General features: G+C 46.2%; 14 protein-coding genes. 9 read left to right on the forward strand and 5 right to left on the reverse strand.

All coding sequences use genetic code 11. The annotated features are described in order from the left end of the window. Window positions 1-167: 167 nt before the first annotated feature. Window positions 168-1,010 carry a hypothetical protein gene (locus ACXAD8_RS20175; RefSeq protein WP_475231851.1) on the reverse strand — a complete coding sequence of 281 codons (843 nt, stop codon included), beginning with the start codon at window positions 1,008-1,010 and terminating at the stop codon, window positions 168-170. A gap of 153 nt (window positions 1,011-1,163) precedes the next feature. On the opposite strand from ACXAD8_RS20175, the gene ACXAD8_RS20180 reads away from it, so the two are divergent. Then, window positions 1,164-2,057 carry an MBL fold metallo-hydrolase gene (locus tag ACXAD8_RS20180; protein ID WP_475231853.1) on the forward strand — a complete coding sequence of 298 codons (894 nt, stop codon included), beginning with the start codon at window positions 1,164-1,166 and terminating at the stop codon, window positions 2,055-2,057. Here the strand turns inward: ACXAD8_RS20180 and ACXAD8_RS20185 are convergent. Continuing rightward, the gene (locus ACXAD8_RS20185; RefSeq protein WP_475231855.1) at window positions 2,032-2,667 is read right to left on the reverse strand and encodes a TetR/AcrR family transcriptional regulator; all 636 of its coding nucleotides are present in this window, start codon (window positions 2,665-2,667) and stop codon (window positions 2,032-2,034) included. The genes ACXAD8_RS20180 and ACXAD8_RS20185 overlap by 26 nt on opposite strands. A gap of 124 nt (window positions 2,668-2,791) precedes the next feature. Between ACXAD8_RS20185 and ACXAD8_RS20190 the strand changes: the two genes are divergently transcribed. Both ACXAD8_RS20190 and ACXAD8_RS20195 read left to right on the forward strand, forming a co-directional pair. Further along, entirely contained in the window at window positions 2,792-3,979 is a 1,188-nt protein-coding gene (locus ACXAD8_RS20190) for an efflux RND transporter periplasmic adaptor subunit (RefSeq protein WP_475231857.1), read from the forward strand. Window positions 3,980-3,991: 12 nt separating this feature from the next. Next, window positions 3,992-7,189, forward strand: a complete 3,198-nt coding sequence (locus ACXAD8_RS20195; RefSeq protein WP_475231859.1) for an efflux RND transporter permease subunit — start codon at window positions 3,992-3,994, stop codon at window positions 7,187-7,189. Here ACXAD8_RS20195 and ACXAD8_RS20200 read toward each other — a convergent pair. The 3 genes from ACXAD8_RS20200 to ACXAD8_RS20210 are packed head-to-tail and all read right to left on the reverse strand — an operon-like array spanning window position 7,186 to window position 11,322. Then, complete coding sequence (locus ACXAD8_RS20200) at window positions 7,186-9,183, reverse strand: S9 family peptidase (protein WP_475231861.1); 1,998 nt, start codon at window positions 9,181-9,183, stop codon at window positions 7,186-7,188. The genes ACXAD8_RS20195 and ACXAD8_RS20200 overlap by 4 nt on opposite strands. Window positions 9,184-9,196: 13 nt before the next feature. Continuing rightward, window positions 9,197-9,625 (reverse strand): CopD family protein, encoded by a 429-nt coding sequence (locus ACXAD8_RS20205; protein WP_475231863.1) that lies wholly within the window; start codon window positions 9,623-9,625, stop codon window positions 9,197-9,199. Between the two features lie 17 nt (window positions 9,626-9,642). After that, on the reverse strand, window positions 9,643-11,322 hold the full coding sequence (locus tag ACXAD8_RS20210; RefSeq protein WP_475233036.1) for a chloride channel protein: 1,680 nt from the start codon (window positions 11,320-11,322) through the stop codon (window positions 9,643-9,645). Window positions 11,323-11,566: 244 nt separating this feature from the next. Here ACXAD8_RS20210 and ACXAD8_RS20215 point away from each other — a divergent pair, with 244 nt between their 5' ends. The 6 genes from ACXAD8_RS20215 (at window position 11,567) to darG (ending at window position 18,381) form a co-directional block, all read left to right on the forward strand. Beyond that, window positions 11,567-12,280, forward strand: a complete 714-nt coding sequence (locus ACXAD8_RS20215) for a DUF6776 family protein (protein WP_475231865.1) — start codon at window positions 11,567-11,569, stop codon at window positions 12,278-12,280. 9 nt (window positions 12,281-12,289) lie between these two features. After that, complete coding sequence (locus tag ACXAD8_RS20220) at window positions 12,290-12,709, forward strand: DUF4112 domain-containing protein (RefSeq protein ID WP_475231867.1); 420 nt, start codon at window positions 12,290-12,292, stop codon at window positions 12,707-12,709. Window positions 12,710-12,819: 110 nt separating this feature from the next. Next, a complete protein-coding gene (locus ACXAD8_RS20225; RefSeq protein ID WP_475231869.1) occupies window positions 12,820-15,303 on the forward strand; it encodes a type I restriction-modification system subunit M in 2,484 nt (827 codons plus the stop codon). Next, window positions 15,300-16,664, forward strand: coding sequence for a restriction endonuclease subunit S (locus ACXAD8_RS20230; protein ID WP_475231871.1), 1,365 nt, complete (start codon window positions 15,300-15,302; stop codon window positions 16,662-16,664). The genes ACXAD8_RS20225 and ACXAD8_RS20230 overlap by 4 nt, the downstream gene beginning before the upstream one ends. 2 nt (window positions 16,665-16,666) lie before the next feature. Next, window positions 16,667-17,317 carry a type II toxin-antitoxin system toxin DNA ADP-ribosyl transferase DarT gene (gene darT / locus ACXAD8_RS20235; RefSeq protein ID WP_475231873.1) on the forward strand — a complete coding sequence of 217 codons (651 nt, stop codon included), beginning with the start codon at window positions 16,667-16,669 and terminating at the stop codon, window positions 17,315-17,317. Next, window positions 17,317-18,381, forward strand: a complete 1,065-nt coding sequence (gene darG / locus ACXAD8_RS20240) for a type II toxin-antitoxin system antitoxin DNA ADP-ribosyl glycohydrolase DarG (RefSeq protein WP_475231875.1) — start codon at window positions 17,317-17,319, stop codon at window positions 18,379-18,381. The genes darT and darG overlap by 1 nt, the downstream gene beginning before the upstream one ends. Window positions 18,382-18,410: the final 29 nt, after the last annotated feature.

Here is an 18,410-nt window from a genome sequence, read left to right on the forward strand (position 1 = left end):
ACCAATCCCAAGTATGACGGGGTCATTAACAAGCCTGAAACGCTCCTGTAACACTATAGTTACAATTTGTGGGCACAGCAAATCTTTACCATACGCCTTCCAGTGGCGAATTTGTTTATTGTTTTTATTATTTTTGTTAACAAAGAATATAAAATCGTCATCCTAAATCAAAGATTAAAATAATATTTTTTTTCTGTATCGTCAGGTTCCCGAAAAAATCCATTCTTTAATGTCATTATTTTTCGCTCCGAAAAGCGCGAGCGTTTCAGAATATCCTGATAAGTGGCCTGAAATATAGCCTCGTACTCTCCAGATTCGATAATCGCATTAAATCCGGCTTCAATGTCTTTGGCCAGCGCTTCGTCCTGTTTGTTGACGAAGAAAAAGTTAGCATAAGGATAGCGAACAATAACATGCGGTTCGACGGCGATTTCAAAGTGTTTATAGCTGTCATATTCTCCCCAGATTTCCATGACAGAGCGAGGAAACAACTGGAATCGGCGTTTTTGCAACATGTGAAACAAAGCGTCATAAGAGGTGGTGGTGTGCACCACAAAACCATTGTCACTGAACAGCGCGACTTCCGGCCAGCCACCGCCTAAGCCTATGCTGTAGAGTCGTAATTGCTGAGAGCTTTCCACCGACTTTAACAGTTCGGTATTGTCTTTATTGACTAAAAATAAACGCCAGCCCAGCAGCCCTTTCTGGATGGGAATGCGGATAGCGCGATAATGTTCTTCGCGGTGTTTTGATGCGCCGGTCCAGACTACATCTAACAGACGTTCGTTGAGTAACATCAGTGCTCTGTCCTGTTGAGCCGGATAATCTGACTGGGTGAGTTGGTATTTGTCTTGATAGCCAGATAGTATTTTTTGTAACACTTCCAGGGCAAAGTCCTGACGCTTATCTATGCCATCCTCAGGCCGGGGATAGGTGATTTCTCGGGTGGAACTTGCGCTAAAAGCGGAGTAAAAAACGGCGATCAGCAACAGGACTTTCAGCTTATTCATACTACAAAGACGTTTTCAGGCGAGTACAACTAGTGTTAGATATTACACAGAAAATAGCAACATACTCTGCAATATCCGGCTAAATGAACTGGTCTTACAGCTAAAACGGAGAATAAATTGAAACTTGTTTTTGTCATCTTAAGCATATTGTTAATGGTTTTTCATAATGGAGTAGAAGCCAGCGAGTGTCGTGAAGATGTCCATTTGCAGATACTGGGTGCTGGTGGACCAGAACTGGACGATGGCCGAACTTCGTCGGGGTATCTGGTGTGGGTCAAAGGAGAGGCAAGGTTACTGCTGGATACTGGCAGTGGCACGAGTGTTAGTTTTGGCGAAAGTGGTGGCGATTTTGCCAGTCTGGATGCAGTTTTACTGTCTCATTTACATACGGATCACAGCGCCGACTTGCCGGCCTTTGTAAAAGGTTCCTTTTTTACGGCAAGAGATCGCGATCTTTTTGTTATGGGTCCGGCGGGTAATCACTTGATGCCGGCAACCAGTGAATTTGCTCAGCGTTTGTTTGGTGAAAATGGTGCTTTTTCCTATCTCTCTGGTTATTTAGACAAGGGACAAGAAAGCTATCAACTGATAGCTCGCGATGTTAGCCAAAAAGCTGATAGTGCACCGTTTGTCAGAGAGTTTGGTTGGGGCAAAGTTTCCGCTATTGAAGTGCATCACGGTCCCATACCGGCACTGGCATGGCGCATTGATGTCACAGGCTGTAGTCTGGTTTATAGCGGTGACATGTCTGATAAGACTCAAAAGCTAGTGAGCTTTGCAACTGGCGCTGAGCTGTTGTTATTGCACATGGCTATCCCGGAAAATGCCCACCCAGTGGCGCAAAATCTGCACATGTCGCCTACGGATATCGCTAATATTGCTAAGCTGGCGCAGCCCAAAACCTTAGTACTTTCCCATTTGATGAAGCGCAGCGAAGCCAGACTAGCTGAATCATTGGCTGTGATTCATAAGCAGTATCAGGGCAATATTGTTGTTGCTGAACGGATGTTAAAAGTGCCTGTCAGTCAGTTTGATGGCGCAAAATAGTCATAAAATCATCTACAACCCGAACCACAAACTCAGCTTGTTCGGTAGCACTGAGTTCGCCGGGTAAGCCCATCAGGCTTTTCATGTGGTGTTCGCCTTTTAACATGTTAAAAAACACCATTACCAGATGTTTTAAACGCGCTTCGGGCACCACTATTTCTCGTTGCTGTAACAGGTAATCTTTGAGCATCAACATGGCTCTTTTAGGGCCAGCTTCATAGAATAACTCGGCGACATGAATGTTAGCGCTTACTTCGCCCATAACTACTCTGTACATCGCAATCACTTCGTCATCATGAAGCAGCCTGACAAATTGCTCACCAATCAATAACAGCACCTCGCGCAACGAACGTTGGCACTGCAGAATGTGTTCTTCGTCCATCTGATATTGCTGACATTTAAGCGCAATAACGGCACTAAATAAGGCGTCCTTATTTTTGAAGTGGGAATACACTGTTTGTTTGGAAACACTGGCTTCTTTGGCCACATTATCCATGGAGGTGGCGCTAAATCCCTGACGTAAAAACAGACAACTGGCAGACACTAAAATCTGGCGTTGTTTTTCTGTACTTTTGGGACGACCGGCTTGTGATCTTTTTGGGATATTCATGCGATATACAACTTTTTTGCAATTATCAAACTAAACAGTCTAGTATTTTATTTGAATTATCATACCAGTCAGTCTAGTATTATTTCCGATTAGTCGCAATGCCTGTTATTTATTGGAGTCAACTATGTCAGGTTCATTATCGTCTTTGATAACAAATCGTCGCCCGCGAATGGTGGTGTTATTGTTTGTTATCCTGCCTGTAGTGTTTTTGTATTTTCTTTTAAAAGCCGCTGGTGCTGGTCAGGTTCCCGAAGCACCCGATAGTCCATTTCCACAGAATGTCGATGTAATTAAGGTGGAACGAGAAACGGCTTACACCCGAATGGTAAAGGTTGTGGGGCGGGTTGAGGCCTCTAAACAAGCAGGGTTAGGCTTTGAGCGTGGCGGCACCTTATTACTGGCAAACGTTGATGAAGGTAACAGAGTCAGACAAGGACAACTTCTGGCTGAACTGGACACCCAAAGACTGACAGCACAGATGCAGGAGATTGAAGCCGGTATCGCTCGTGCCAAAGCCGACGCCAGATTGGCGCAATTATCAGAAAACCGTATCGCAGCACTGGTGAAGGAAAAGCTGGAATCTTCGCAACGCCTCGACGAAACCCGTGAAGCAACAGAAGCTGCCAGAGCATTGGTGCGGGAAATGGAGGCTCGCAAAGACAGTCTTTTAGTGGAATTTACCAAATCTAAAATCTACTCTCCCTTTGATGGCACCATTCTGTCTCGTCAGATTGACCCGGGTTCAGTTGTCGGACAAGGCATGACGGTTTTCACTTTACAACAGGATAGCAGCACAGAAGTGCGCATGGCGATGTCGGCAGATAAGGTATTTCGCTTACAGCAGGGTAAGGCTTATTCATTGCATAAAGGCCCTCAGGAAATTAAAGCCCGACTCAAGTCTGTGGCCAATGCCAGAACCATCAGCACCCGTACGGTAGATGCCATTTTTGAAATCACTCAGTCTGATGACAAGCAGCCCATGTTGTTACCCGGTGATTTGTTAACTCTGATGCTGCCAGTGGAAACGGCACTGCCAGGTTATTGGGTACCCAAAACAGCACTGACCAATGGTATCCGGGGGATGTGGAATCTCTTCACTGTGGCGGATGTTCAGGGGCAACAGCAACTCATTACTAAGGCGGTAAACGTTATTTATGCCGATGAGTCAAACGCTTATGTCACCGGAGCACTTAATGCTCAGGATTATGTGATCCTCACCGGTGGACAAAAATTGGTGCCCCAGCAACAGGTTTATGCCACACAGGTACCCTTTCCTGATGCTGACAAAACCTTGACCACTGCCAGTTTGTAACAGGGGGAAACCATGTCTGAATATGCAAACAAACCGGCAAAGTCGCCCTGGTACAGCCTTTTTTACCGCAACGGTCATCTGTTGTTGCTTGGGATCGTCATTATCTTAGTGGCTGGTGTATCGGCATTGGTGAACTTACCTCGGCTGGAAGATCCACGCATTGATTTGCGTAATGTCATTGCACTTACGCCCTTTCCCGGAGCGTCGGCCGAGCGGGTAGAAGCCTTGGTGAGCGATGTTATTGAAGATGAGTTAAGGCAACTGGATGAAATTAAGGAGTTGAGATCTACCTCCCGAGCCGGTATTTCGGTAGTCAACATTGAGCTGCAGGCCTGGGTAGATAACAGCACCAACGAACAAATATTTTCGGAAATTCGCGACCGTCTGGCCGATGCCGCGCAGAAGTTTCCACAAGGTGCCGGTGAGCCTGAATTGGATACCAAGCGAGGGGCTACGGCTTTTACCCTAAAAGTGGCGTTGGCACCTAAACACCCGGAACTGGATGGTAACCCTCTGCAAAACATGAGTATCGTGGGGCGTTTATCCGAAGAGTTATCAGATCGACTCAGAAATGTACCAGGTACTGAAATCGTGCGAATTTACGGCGAGCCGGAAGAAGAGATTCTGGTGAGCATTGATGCACTGCAACTGGCAAATGCCGGATTAACCTTGTCTCAGGCTGCCCGAATCGTGGCTGCCAATGATCCCAAAACACCCGCCGGTGTGGTGCGCAACGTCGACAGTAATCTCAGGGTTCAGGTGGCGAAAGAGCTGGATACACTGGAGTCGGTAAGGGATATTCCACTGCAAAACCACATTCACGGTGGCTACCTGCGGGTGGGAGATATCGCTCATGTTGAGCGCAGTTGGCGACAGCCACAACAGGATATCGGCCTGTTAAATGGTGAACAGGTGGTGTTTGTGGCGGCGCGGATGCAAACCACTGTGCGGGTCGATAAATGGATGGCCAATGCTAAAGAAGTGGTGGCGCAATTTGAGCGGGAATATGCCGGCACTCTGGATACAAAAATTGTCTTTGATCAAAACGTTTATACTGAGCAGCGCCTGGCAGACCTGACCCAAAACTTGTTGTTGGGTAGTCTGGTGGTGATGGTGGTGGTATTGCTGTTTATGGGACAAAGAGCCGCCTGGATTGTCGGTTTGTCGTTACCGCTATCAGCAGCGTTTGCCATATTCTCCTTATCGTTTTACGGACAACAAATTCATCAGATGTCTATTTTTGGCATTATCGTAGCCATCGGTTTGCTGATTGATAACGCTATTGTAATGACGGATGAGATCAGGGCCAATCTGCAAGACAAAGCCATGTCCAGGCTGGATGCTCTGGTGCACAGCATACGCCATCTTTTTGTACCCTTGCTAGCCTCTACCTTAACCACTATTCTGGGCTTTATGCCTATCTTTTTGTTGCCGGGTAATATCGGTGATTTTGTCGGGCCAATCGCTATCAGTGTGGTAATGGCCTTGATTGGTTCGCTGTTTATTTCTCTTACCCTCATTGCTGCTTTGGCGGCTCGTTATTTACCGCGCAAGGCGCAAACGGAGCACGTTCGCTGGTACAAGTCGGGCGTACAATTACCGGTAGTAACCCGTTTATTTAAAAGCAAGTTGCAATGGGCGGTAGACAATCCGCTACGCATTCTTTGGCTGCCAATAGGTTTACCGATTTTGGGGTTTGTACTGGCCGGACAGTTGGGCAATGTGTTTTTTCCCAGCGCCGACCGGGATCAGTTTGAAATGTATTTATGGATGCCGGCGGGTACCAGTATAGAGCGAACCTTTAAAGTCACGCAGGATATCGATGATAAAGTGCGGGCCAGAGACAGCGTTGAGCAGGTGGCCTGGCTGGTTGGCGGTTCAGTCCCTTCGGTTTATTACAACCAGGTGATGACCCGAGACAATACGCCATTTTTTGCTCAGGCTGTGGTATCCACCTCTAGTGTTGACGCAGCGGCCAGCTTGGTGGCGGACTTGCAGTTTGAACTAAACGCCAGTTTTCCGGAAGCGCAAATCGTGGTGCGGCCATTCGGGCAGGGACCACCTATATCAGCCCCTATCGGAGTTGATATTTTTGGTCCGGACTTGCAGGTACTGCAACAACTGGGCGAACAGGTTCGTTTGGCGATGTCCGAAATTCCGGGAATAACTCAGAGCATTGCCTCCATAGAAACCGGTGAGCCGGAACTGATTTTAAAAGCGAATTATGATGAAACCCAGTTAGCCGGGCTGAGTTATGCCGATGTGTCAGCGCAGCTACAGGCTGCACTGGATGGTGCAACGGGTGGCTCGATATTGGAAGGTACAGAAGAGATCCCAATTCGCATTCGCCTCGGGCAACAAGAGCGTGCCAGTGTTGAACAGTTAGCCAGCTTACCTATTTTGAACAATAACCTGGCCCAGTCTCAGCAATGGGTGCCTTTGGCAGCATTGGGTGATTTTGACATGGTGCCCACCTTGTCGGGTATCAGCCGTAACGACGGGGTTCGCGTCAACCACGTAGAAGCCTTTTTGTTACCCAATGCTACGGCAATCGATGTCTCAAATCAGTTGTACCAGATGTTAAACGATGGCCGCATACAGCTGCCACAGGGCTACAGTCTGAAGATGAAAGGCGATGCCGATAAGCAGCAGGAAGCGCTGGGGCAACTGGCAACCTATGCTCCTGTACTATTGGTGTTGATGCTGGCCACCTTAATTTTGTCTTTTAACAGCTTTAAACTGGCTGGCGTTATCGGTGCGGTAGCGGGGTTGTCTGTTGGCCTAGGCATGTTGAGCCTGTGGATTTCCGGTTTACCGGTGGGCTTTAATCCTATTTTGGGTAGCGCCGGTCTTATCGGTGTGGCCATTAATGGCTCGATAGTTGTGATTGCCGCCATCAATGCTGATGAGCGCGCCAGACTCGGCGATACTGACGCTATTGTCACCGCCACCATGAGCTGTAGCCGCCATATTCTGTCTACTACCGTCACCACTGTCGGGGGCTTTATTCCGTTGTTGTTGTTCAGTGAAGGCACATTCTGGCCACCACTGGCGGTAGTTTTGGCGGGCGGTGTCGGTTTTTCAGTGGTCTTGTCTTTGATATTTACCCCGGTCGTGGTCGCTGCAATCAACCGTCGCAAAGCGGCTAAGTTGAGAAGGCTACAGCAAAGCCCATCTTCTGAGGTAGCTCAACAGCCACTGGTAAGTTAGTCGTTCTCAAGGAGATGCTCAGCTAACCAGGCGACAATGCGTTTGCTCATATCCAACTGGGTATGAGCATCTATCACCTGATGACCCTGTTCAGGATAAAGCAGCAGTTCTGTTTTGGCTTGATTGCGGGTTTTCAGGTGACGATATAACTCCAGCGATTGACTGTAATGCACCCGCGTATCTCGCTGGCCATGCATGATTAGGATCGGTGTTTTGTGCATGTCACTGTAATAAATGGGGCTGGATTTAAGCCATGACTGCCAACTTTCCCAGGGTTGAGACAGGGCGTGGGTTTGCAGCATTTCGCTGGGAATATCTGTGGTGCCAAACTTAGACACCTTATTAGCAATGCCTGAAATGGCGATGGCGGCATCGAAATGTTCGGAAAACCGGGTTGCACCCCAGGCAGCGGCATAACCCCCATAGGAAGCTCCGACTATAGCGAAGCTTGGAGCTGATAAGTCCCTTTGCAATAACGCATTTTTGGCGGCAAGCAGGTCGTTGAATTCAGCACCAGCATAATCACCTTGTCCCGCTTTCAGAAAGTCAGATCCCCTTCCTGAAGAGCCGCGATAATTCGGAAAAAAACTTTGTATTCCCAACTCAGCGAGTGAGTACACCGGATATTGATGTCGGGCCAGCCAACCATCGCTGATGTGAGATTCAGGCCCACCATGCACAAAAATAACCGTGGCTAGCTGAGTTTTATCAGTGTGAGTTTTCGGTGAGATCAACACGCCTTCCAGAGACAGGCCATCCTCAGTTTTGAACTCAATAACCTGTTGGGTTATTCCATTGCTGATATTCAGCTCTGGGTTGGAGTCGGTGAAACGATGTAGTTTGCGTTTTCGATACCAAAAATGTTCATTGGGGTGAGACTGACTATTGGCCGTGGCTACAAAGTTATCGTAATCACCCTGGCTATCTAACTGGCGCACGATTAAAGGTCCATCGTACAGGATGCTAAAACGCTCACTGGCTTTGTCGGCACGGGTTGTGGCAATGATAGAGCGAACACCGACATCGGCGGCAAACAATATCTCCCTTGATTCCGACCAGCTTATGTCCGTTACCATGCCGGAAAACCCGGTGAGGGCGGGGGCGATTTGTTGTTTTGCCAAATCGGCTACAAATAGACTGCCATGGTCTGGGGTATCCGGGGTTTCTGCTGCAATGAATGCCAGGCGTTTTCCATCAGGAGAGAAGCGGGCCATATCCAGCTTGCCCATACCTGAAACAATGGTCTTAGTATTACCATTGAGATCTGACAGCATGTATTGGGAGCGTATCGTTTCGTCATCCTGCAGATAAGACGGAGCCTGCTTCAACAGTAGTTGTTTACCATTGGGAGAGAACTGAGCCTGCAAAATATGACCAGAATCCGTTAACTGGCGCGCACCTTCTTGTGGTGTTTCTAGTGACAACCACCAGACCTGATGATTGCGCCAGGGTTCCCGTTCAAACGCAATAACGGCATTGAGTTCATGAGGGGTAGACTTTGCATTTTCGGGGGCGGGTTGCCAGTACACCAGTTGCTCTGTTTCTGAGTGCAGAGCAAAGCCGTAAATGTGTTGCTCTCGCGCCAGCACTTTGATGGCTTCACCGCCTTCAAGTCTTATCATGTAAACGCTGAAATAGGGTTCATCCTGACGGCGCATCAGTATCCACAGTTGCTGATTGTCGTGACTCCACTGCAGGGACTCTATCTGATTGAATCCGGTGATCAGTGGGATCACCTTGCCATTGCGCTTAATTAGATAGAGTTCTTGCCAGTCGGGGCCTGGTTGCTCGTTCTCAATATTGCGCGGAACATTGCGGGTGACAGCTACTTGTTTTTCATCGGGAGCGAGGCTGATGTGATTAATGTGTCTGAGGGAGATTAATTGTTGAGTAATACTGTCGCTGTCTGCGCCGCGGGCAGCGACAGAGTAGTTACTCAGAAGTGGCGTGGTAAAAAGGACTATCAGGTAAACCAATAACGGCGTTTTCTGCATTCCTTCTCCTATGTCAGAATGGCTTTACCACGGCTAAAACAATGATGGCCAGAAAAACCAGCACCGGGGCTTCATTGATAAAGCGATAAAATTTAGGGCTGTGTCGATTTTCGTTTTTGGCAAAGCGCTGCATCAGCACATACAAATAACCATAGTAGCCATAGACCAAAAATACTAATGTCAGTTTGGCATGCAACCATCCCGAAGCTGCCAGCCAACTACTGCCATAGCTGTAGATTAAGGCAACTCCAAATACCAGAGTTAAAATCGCAAACGGTAGTACAAACCACCATAAGCGCCGCTCCATGATTTTAAATTGATTGCTGATTTCTTGAGAGTCGGTTTGTGAGTGATAAACAAACAAGCGGGGCAGATAAAAAATGCCTGCCATCCAGGCCACCATAAAAAATATATGCAGAGCTTTGAGCCAGAGTAGCGTCATATTGACATCCTTAAATTTTAATATTCTTTGCGATACAGATAGCTACGCACGGCATCCCAGGTGATAACGCCTACAATTGAGGCCGGGGTGGCTCCTTGTACGTAAACCGCACCCTCTCGTCGGTTCTGTAGTATTTCGTAAACTTCTGCCAGCGTTGCCTGCGAAGATACTCCCTGCATAGGAAAGAACCTTAAGGGATTTTCTTCCCGGTTCAGGCTGAAATCGTATTGCACCAGGTGATATTGCACATCGATTTCGTAAGTTGACCTTTGCACAACCGGATGTGTTGGCGCGGTATCCAGAAAGTCCAGTATGTGCTTATCGGTAGCATCCACAAACAACTTGTATTGTCGGTCCACCAATGCCAATACGCCCACTTTTTGTAAAGTAGAGCGAATGGACGACGTGGAATAGGGTAAGTTTTGGTAATCCAACTGACGTATAAAAATAGAACGGTTTTTGAAAAACTGATTGGCAGTGACATAGGAGGGCACAATCACCAGCATCGCCGGTAACACCACGTCTACAGAATTAGACAACTCCATGACCGCAGAAAGAGCGGCCAGCGGGGCGTGCACCACTGAGGTTAAAAACGCGGCAATGCCTAAAATGGCAAAACTGCTGGTGAGGTGACTGGGATCGTCATAGGCCAGTCCCAGTGGGTACATCAAAATAGCGCCCAGCAAGGCTCCTAAACCCAACACCGGACCAATGATTCCACCCGGTATCCCAAGCCCGATAGCGAAGATAGTCAGAATGAATTTTGCCACCACAATATACATCAGCAGCTCAATGTCTTGTGGCGCGGTGACAATCCAGTGGATCGCACTGAAACCACTGCCCATGGCTTTGGGAACAAACCAGCCAATCAGACCCGTGATGACACCGGCTAATAACAAACGACTGAACATACTCATGGGCCTGAACCAGCGGATCACATTCATCAACTGCATGTTAAACAGCGTAGAAATACCGCCCAACAAGGCACCAAAAGCGATGAAATAGAGATACATCCAAGTATCAAATTCGGCGATGGTTAAAAACGCCAGTTCGTGATCATCACCAAATACTAAGCGGCTTAATACCGAACCACAGGCTGCAGATAACATCACGGGGATAAAGATGTGAATTTTGTATTCCCGCAACACCACTTCCATAACAAACAGCACTGCTGCAAAGGGGGTGTTAAATGATGCAGATATACCGGCAGCGATACCGCAACCAGTCAGAATTCGGATACTGTTGTAGGGTAGTTTTAACCAGTTCCCAATAAAGCTACTGCCAGCAGCGCCAAGATGCACAGAGGGACCTTCCCGGCCCACCGAAAAGCCACTGGCCAGCGCTGCCATTCCACCAAAGAATTGATTCAGGGTATTTTTAAAGGGCATCAGACCATTGTGGTTTTTAACCCGATAAATCACAAAGGGAATACCGGTTCGATAATGTTTAAAGCCGGTAATTGTACCGAACAGGAAAATGAATAACGCCCCTACTATTGGGATCAACAAGCGCATTTCCGGCTCGATAGAGGAAAAGTTGTCTACTTCATCCAGCCAAAGTAATTGCAGGCTTTCATAGCTCAAGCGAAACAGGATAATCAAAGTGGCGGAGCTGACACCCGCCAGTACGCCCAACAGACTTAATTGCAAAGAAGTGCGTGGATAGGAGAGCGCAACACGCCATGACGCCAATGACATGCGTCTTTTCATGGCTCTGATCAGAACTTTTACCGGCATGGGCAGGACTTGTGCAATTGAAATTCCACTTCTATCGTTGGACTCTACAGGTTTCACCTATGATAGCAACAGGTGGCCCCAGATAGAACGCAAGTATATGAATAAATTCTGGTTTTGTGGTCTGATGTGAATTGAATAAGCGCTTTATCGTGATTTCAGGTCTGTTTATAATGGCGCTTATTCATTTTTTCAGGATTCTATACAGGTGCAGAAAAACCACCTAAAAGCGCGATTGGGCGCTTTTCGCTTTTATCTGGTGTTGTTGGCCCTGATGTTCCTGTCGGGGTGGCTGGGCTATATCTGGTCTGGATTCGAGTACCAGCAACAACAAGATGAAATTCAAAGACTTAATCAGTCTATCAACAATCTGGTCACAGAAAATGACCGGCTCACCCGTGATATCAATATCTTAGGTGTGGATTTGGAAGTAGCCCGATTGGCGGCCGAAGAAAACCGCAAGCGCTTTCAGCAACAGATGACTACAGAAAACGAATTGCGCAGAGAGCTGAGCTTTTATCAAAAGGTGATGGCGCCAGAACTGGAACAGGATGGTTTTATCATTGATTCTTTCAACGTTGAGCCTACTGCCAGCGATGGTTTTTACCGCTATGCCATGATTTTAATGCAACAGGACAGGCACCGTACTACGGTGAAAGGGCGGGTTAAAATCAGCCTGATGGGCAGTCGAGCCGGAAAACCCAGTGAACTACTACTCTCTGACACCATGACAGATAATTCTGATGATATGGAATTCAGCTTTCGTTATTTTGAAGTACTTAAAGGCGAGTTTTCTATCCCGAATGACTTTGCTCCCGAGCAGATTGTGGTGGAGTCCTATCTCAAAGATAAAAAGTGGGGCAGTGATTACCTGAAGCGAACCTTTGACTGGCAGCTTACAGAGTCAGAAGAAAGTGAATAAGGAGCGAAGATGACGGCAGACATAAAAGCACCAACAGAATTACTGGCAGCTCAGCGGCTGGCGAATATTACCGATACCGCAATTCGCATTCCGGGAATCGGCATTAATGTGGGCCTGGATTTTTTGATAGGCCTTATTCCGGGCGTGGGTGATGCCATCATGACCTTAGTGGCGCTGAGAATTGTCTATCTGGGGCGCAAACTGGGCATGCCAAAAGCATTGCAACGCAAGATGATACGCAACAGTTTGCTGGACTTCGCGTTTGGCTTTATTCCTGTGGTGGGAGATATCGTGGATTTATTTTACAAAGCCAATAAGCGCAATGTACGCATTATGGAACGCTGGTGGCTGGCTCAGCACCAAACCGATCTGAAACAGCAAACTCAGGCGAAACTGGATGCCTGGATTCAAACAGATAATAAAAACTGAGATAAGCCAATATTTTGATGATACTGAGAAGCTATTAACTGTATTTTCTGGTGAGTGAAAGAGGCAGCTCAATTTGCTTTTTAAAAAACAATTAAACAAAGAATTAATACATGGCAATTAAAAAGACAGAACTATATTCATCATTATGGGCAAGCTGTGACGAACTGCGTGGCGGGATGGATGCCAGCCAGTATAAAGACTACGTGCTGACCATGCTTTTCATGAAGTATGTTAGCGATAAATACAAAGGCGACCCATACGGCATGATTGTAGTGCCAGATGGCGCTAGCTATGACGATATGATCGCCGCCAAAAACGACAAAGAAATTGGCGATAAAATTAACAAGATCATCGCAGCACTTGCCGAAGAAAATGACCTGAAAGGCGTGATAGACGTTGCCGACTTCAACGATGAAGACAAGCTCGGTAAAGGCAAAGAAATGGTAGATCGCCTAACCAAGCTAATTGGTATTTTCCAAGGCTTAGACCTATCTTCTAACCGTGCTGGCGGAGATGACCTGTTAGGTGACGCATACGAATATTTAATGCGTCATTTCGCAACTGAGTCAGGTAAATCTAAAGGCCAATTCTATACACCATCGGAAGTATCTCAAATCCTCGCCAAGGTAGTAGGTATTAAAGAAGACACACCTCAAGATGCCACTGCCTACGACCCTACGTGTGGTTCAGGTTCATTGCTATTAAAAGCCAGCGACCAGGCAGAGCGTGGTTTAACTCTATACGGTCAAGAGATGGACAACGCGACTAGCGCACTTGCCCGTATGAACATGATCTTACATAACAACACCACAGCTAAAATCTGGAAAGGTAATACGCTTGCTGAACCGCAATGGAAAGACGGACCTAACCAACTTAAAAAATTCGACTTTGCGGTTGCCAATCCACCATTTTCGAATAAAAACTGGACCAGTGGCCTAAACCCGGAAGCGGACATTTATGATCGGTTTACCTGGGGTATTCCACCCGAGAAAAACGGCGACTACACATTCTTACTGCACATTATCAAAAGCTTAAAAAGCACAGGTAAAGGTGCGGTGATCTTACCGCACGGTGTGTTATTCCGTGGTAATGCCGAAGCCACTATCCGTGAAAACCTGATCAAACAAGGTTACATCAAAGGCATTATTGGTTTACCCGCCAACCTGTTCTACGGCACGGGTATTCCTGCCTGTATTATCGTGATTGATAAAGAACACGCGCAAAAAGCGGTCACGAGCTTTAACGAAGGTGATGAAACACTACCAACCGTATCAGGTCGCCCAATATTTATGATTGATGCCAGCAAAGGCTTTATTAAAGACGGCAACAAAAATCGCCTGCGCAGCCAGGACATTCACAAAATTGTTGATGTGTTTAACAAAGGCTTAGAACTTAAGCGTTATAGCCGCTTAGTGGAAATTGATGAAATTGCCGCTAACGACTACAACCTTAACATCCCGCGTTATATCGACTCGTCTGAGCCAGAAGACTTACACGATTTAAGCGCTCACCTGCAAGGTGGCATTCCAAATCGTGATATTGATGCCCTTGAGCATTACTGGCAGGTATTCCCTAGCATTCGTGCCACATTGTTCAAACCTGAACGTGAAGGCTACAGTCGTGCACTGGTTGAAGCAAGCCAAGTTAAAAGTACTATTTTGGCTCACCAAGAATTTAAAGACTTTTCCGCCCGTAGCCTATTGCCCTTTAAAAAGTGGATACCAGAAGCAAAACTTAAAGAGATTAAAGTGGGCGATAACCCGAAAAACTTTATCTTTAACATTTCAGAGAACTTGCTAAACAGCTATGCCAATAGTGACTTGTTAAGCAAATACGATATTTACCAAATCCTGATGGATTACTGGGCAGAAACCCTGCAGGACGATGTGTATGTATTGGTGCAGGACGGTTGGCAAGCAGGTAATACCCTTCGTGAATTAGTTGCTGCCAAGGGCGAAAAGCTCAAAGAGACGCCAGACTTAATTATCAATAAGAAAAAGTACAAAGCTGAGATTATTCCACCTGGCTTAATCGTTGCACGTTATTTTGCTGATGAACAAGCGCAAGTTGATGCCCTTCAAGCCAAACAAGACGAAGCCACCCAAGCACTGGAAAGTTACCTTGAGGAACATGCTTCTTCTGGAACAGGGAGCGAAGATGGCTTATTAGTTGAAGCACTCAACGATAAAGACAAAATCACCAAAGCCAGCGTTGCTGCCAGAGCTAAACTCGCAACCGATGCTGATGAAGTTAAGGCACTGAAACAAGCAACTAAACTGTTTAATGCTGAAGCGGCTGCAAAAAAAGCAGTTAAAGAAGCGCAAGAAGCACTCGATTTAAGCGTATTTAACCAATATCCAAAACTTAATATTGATGAAATCAAAACCCTGATAGTCGATGACAAATGGCTTGCCACTCTACAAGCCAATATCGTTGCTGAAATTGAGCGTGTTACGCAACAAATGGCAAATCGGGTGAAACAACTTGAAGAGCGCTACAGCACACCATTACCAACATTAGCTCAATCAGTCGATGACCTTAGCGATAAAGTCGCAGTCCACTTAAAAGCGATGGGCTTGGAGTGGTCGTTATGACAAATTTTTCAGGAAAAAATTTGAACGTCGCTTGCGACGGCCCGAAGGGCGGAGTCATGGATAGCCGAAGTAATGCATTAGAGCAAACTGTTCCAGAGGGGTATAAACAGACTGAAGTGGGGGTTATTCCTGAAGATTGGGAAATAGACGCTATTGGAAACCTATTGTCGATAACAACAGGAAATAAGAACACTCAAGATCGAGTTAATGATGGTCTTTATCCGTTCTTTGTGCGCTCGCAAACAGTTGAACACATAAATTCATTTTCCTTTGATGGTGAAGGCGTTTTAACTGCTGGAGATGGGGTTGGAACTGGAAAAATATTCCATTACATGAATGGGAAATTCGATTTTCACCAAAGAGTTTATCTGATGTATAACTTCGGTGAAAAGCTTGATGGATACTACTTTTACATCTACTTTAGCAACCATTTTTACGACCGTATTATGTCAATGACGGCTAAGTCATCCGTTGATTCAGTTCGTAGGGAAATGATTGCGGATATGAAAGTATCGCTCCCACCATACAGCGAACAAACCGCCATTGCCAATGCCTTATCCGATGTTGATACGCTACTAACGGAGCTGGAAAAGCTGATCGCGAAAAAACAAGCGATTAAAACTGCCACCATGCAGCAACTGCTGACAGGCAAAACCCGTTTACCGCAATTCGCCACTAACATCGAAGGCACTCTCGAAGGTAAGAGCCAAGGCCAACCCAAAGGCACAAAACCCAGCGAACTAGGCGAAATCCCTGAGGATTGGGATGTAGTTTCACTCGGTGATATCGGTAACACTGTTATCGGTTTAACGTACAGTCCAAATGATGTCGCAGAGTATGGAACGTTAGTTCTGCGTTCATCGAATGTTCAAAAGAACACGCTGGCATATGAAAATAACGTATTTGTCGATATGGATTTGCCTGAACGAGTTATCGTAAAAGAAGGCGATATTTTAGTTTGTGTACGAAACGGCAGTAGAAATCTTATTGGTAAATGTGCATTGATAGATAAAAACGCTGAAGGCTCTGCTTTTGGTGCGTTTATGTCGATCTACCGAACTAAACAATCCAAGTTTATCTTCTTCCAATTTCAATCCAATGTTATCCAGAGTCAGATAAATGAAATCATGGGCGCGACCATTAATCAGATTACTAATAAAGACATGGCAGCTTTCAAAGTGCCTTTGCCTAGTGATGAAAAAGAACAAACCGCCATCGCCACCATCCTCTCGGATATGGATAACGAAATCCAAACCCTAGAACAGCGCTTGGCGAAAACCCGCCAAATCAAACAGGGCATGATGCAAGAGCTACTCACAGGCCGAACGAGGTTGCCAATAAATGAGCAAGTGGAGGTGTAGGTATGGCTTATGATTACAGCCAAACACTTAATCCGCAAAAAGCGCTAATTTGGCGAATCGTGCACCGCAATAACATTCCCTGGATTTTGGATAATGGTTTGTATTGCGGCAATAGTCAGGTGCAATCACCCCATTGGGAGCCAATTGGCAGTGCCGAGTTAATAGCGAAACGGGCTACACATCCGGTACCGATTGCGCCCTATGGTTGTTTAAACGACTATGTGCCGTTTTACTTTACCCCCTTCTCACCCATGTTGATGAATATCAAATCAGGGCGAGGTGTGGTGCAACGACCCAACCAAGATATTGTTATTTTGGTATCCTCTCTACACAAAGTTGCACAGTTACACTTAGACTTTGTCTACACCGATATGCATGCGTATTATCAATGGGCTAGCTATTATTCAGACTTGAGCGACCTGGATAAATTAGATTGGCCAATCCTGCAAAATCGAGATTTTGCCAGAGATCTGAACGACCCTGCAAAATTTGAACGCTATCAGGCCGAGGCACTAGTGAAAGCACATTGCCCAATCGAAGCATTGCTGGGGACAGCCTGTTTCAACAACCAGGTTGAGCTAGAACTAAAACAACAGATAGCGCAACGCAACTTAAATTTGAACGTTTTTGTACGTTCGGGATGGTACTTCTAATGATTACATATACACAAGGTAACTTGCTTGAAGCAGATGTAGAAGCATTGGTTAATACCGTCAACACCGTTGGGGTAATGGGTAAAGGTATTGCCTTGATGTTCAAAGAACGTTTCCCCAAGAATATGGTGGAGTACGCCAAAGCCTGCAAAGCCAAACAAGTAGTAACTGGCAAGATGTTTGTTACAAAAACCGACGAGCTAATGGGGCCACAATGGATTGTTAACTTCCCGACTAAGCAGCATTGGCGCGCTAAATCAAAAATGGAATGGATTCAAGAAGGTTTGGTTGATTTACGTAAATTCCTGGAAACAAATAAGGTGAAATCGATCGCCATACCCCCTCTTGGGGCTGGCCAAGGCGGACTGTCCTGGCCTGAAGTGAAATCTGAAATAGAAAAAGCGCTATCGGGGATTGAATCGACTGAAGTCATTGTCTATGAACCTACCGCCACATACCAAAATGTGGCGAAAAAAAGCGGTGTAAAAAAACTTACTCCCGCTCGTGCTTTAGTTGCGGAATTGGTTAGACGCTATTGGATTTTGGGTATGGAATGCAGCTTATTAGAAATTCAGAAACTCGCTTGGTTCTTACAACGAACAATAGAACATCAAAAACTGAGTGACGAACTAAAACTGAAGTTTGACGCGCACAACTATGGCCCCTATGCCAATAACCTGGAACATTTGTTAAATGCTTTAGATGGAAGTTATTTAAAGTCGGAAAAGCGTATTCCTGATTGCAGCCCACTAGATGTTATTTGGTTTAATGAAGCCGAAAAGCAAATAGTGGCAACTTATCTCAATACCGAAGCTAAAGCATTTTTACCGGCGCTTGATGAAGCCAGCCGCCTTATTAGTGGTTTTGAGTCACCTTTTGGTATGGAGTTATTGTCTACCGTGGATTGGCTGGTCACTAAGCAGGGGTGTGACAGAACCGTAGAATCTGTAAAACTTGGCATGGCAAATTGGCCTGCCGGAGAAAAGTGGGCAAAACGAAAACTGAGTTTGTTTAATGATCAACAAATTAGTTATGCGCTATCCAGTTTAGAGAATTTTGCTTGATCGTTGCTTGATCGCAAGGGCTTAATTAA

The sequence above is a fragment of the Planctobacterium sp. AWH2_060 genome (genome assembly GCF_056158425.1).

Bases quoted from the DNA above. Each gene is read 5' to 3' on its own strand.
- ACXAD8_RS20195 (WP_475231859.1), top strand. From the start codon at position 3,992: ATGTCTGAATATGCAAACAAACCGGCAAAGTCGCCCTGGTACAGCCTT.
- ACXAD8_RS20180 (WP_475231853.1), top strand. From the start codon at position 1,164: ATGGTTTTTCATAATGGAGTAGAAGCCAGCGAGTGTCGTGAAGATGTC.
- ACXAD8_RS20185 (WP_475231855.1), bottom strand. From the start codon at position 2,667: ATGAATATCCCAAAAAGATCACAAGCCGGTCGTCCCAAAAGTACAGAA.
- ACXAD8_RS20205 (WP_475231863.1), bottom strand. From the start codon at position 9,625: ATGACGCTACTCTGGCTCAAAGCTCTGCATATATTTTTTATGGTGGCC.
- darT (WP_475231873.1), top strand. From the start codon at position 16,667: ATGGCTTATGATTACAGCCAAACACTTAATCCGCAAAAAGCGCTAATT.
- darG (WP_475231875.1), top strand. From the start codon at position 17,317: ATGATTACATATACACAAGGTAACTTGCTTGAAGCAGATGTAGAAGCA.
- ACXAD8_RS20190 (WP_475231857.1), top strand. From the start codon at position 2,792: ATGTCAGGTTCATTATCGTCTTTGATAACAAATCGTCGCCCGCGAATG.
- ACXAD8_RS20220 (WP_475231867.1), top strand. From the start codon at position 12,290: ATGACGGCAGACATAAAAGCACCAACAGAATTACTGGCAGCTCAGCGG.
- ACXAD8_RS20175 (WP_475231851.1), bottom strand. From the start codon at position 1,010: ATGAATAAGCTGAAAGTCCTGTTGCTGATCGCCGTTTTTTACTCCGCT.
- ACXAD8_RS20200 (WP_475231861.1), bottom strand. From the start codon at position 9,183: ATGCAGAAAACGCCGTTATTGGTTTACCTGATAGTCCTTTTTACCACG.
- ACXAD8_RS20210 (WP_475233036.1), bottom strand. From the start codon at position 11,322: ATGTCATTGGCGTCATGGCGTGTTGCGCTCTCCTATCCACGCACTTCT.
- ACXAD8_RS20225 (WP_475231869.1), top strand. From the start codon at position 12,820: ATGGCAATTAAAAAGACAGAACTATATTCATCATTATGGGCAAGCTGT.
- ACXAD8_RS20230 (WP_475231871.1), top strand. From the start codon at position 15,300: ATGACAAATTTTTCAGGAAAAAATTTGAACGTCGCTTGCGACGGCCCG.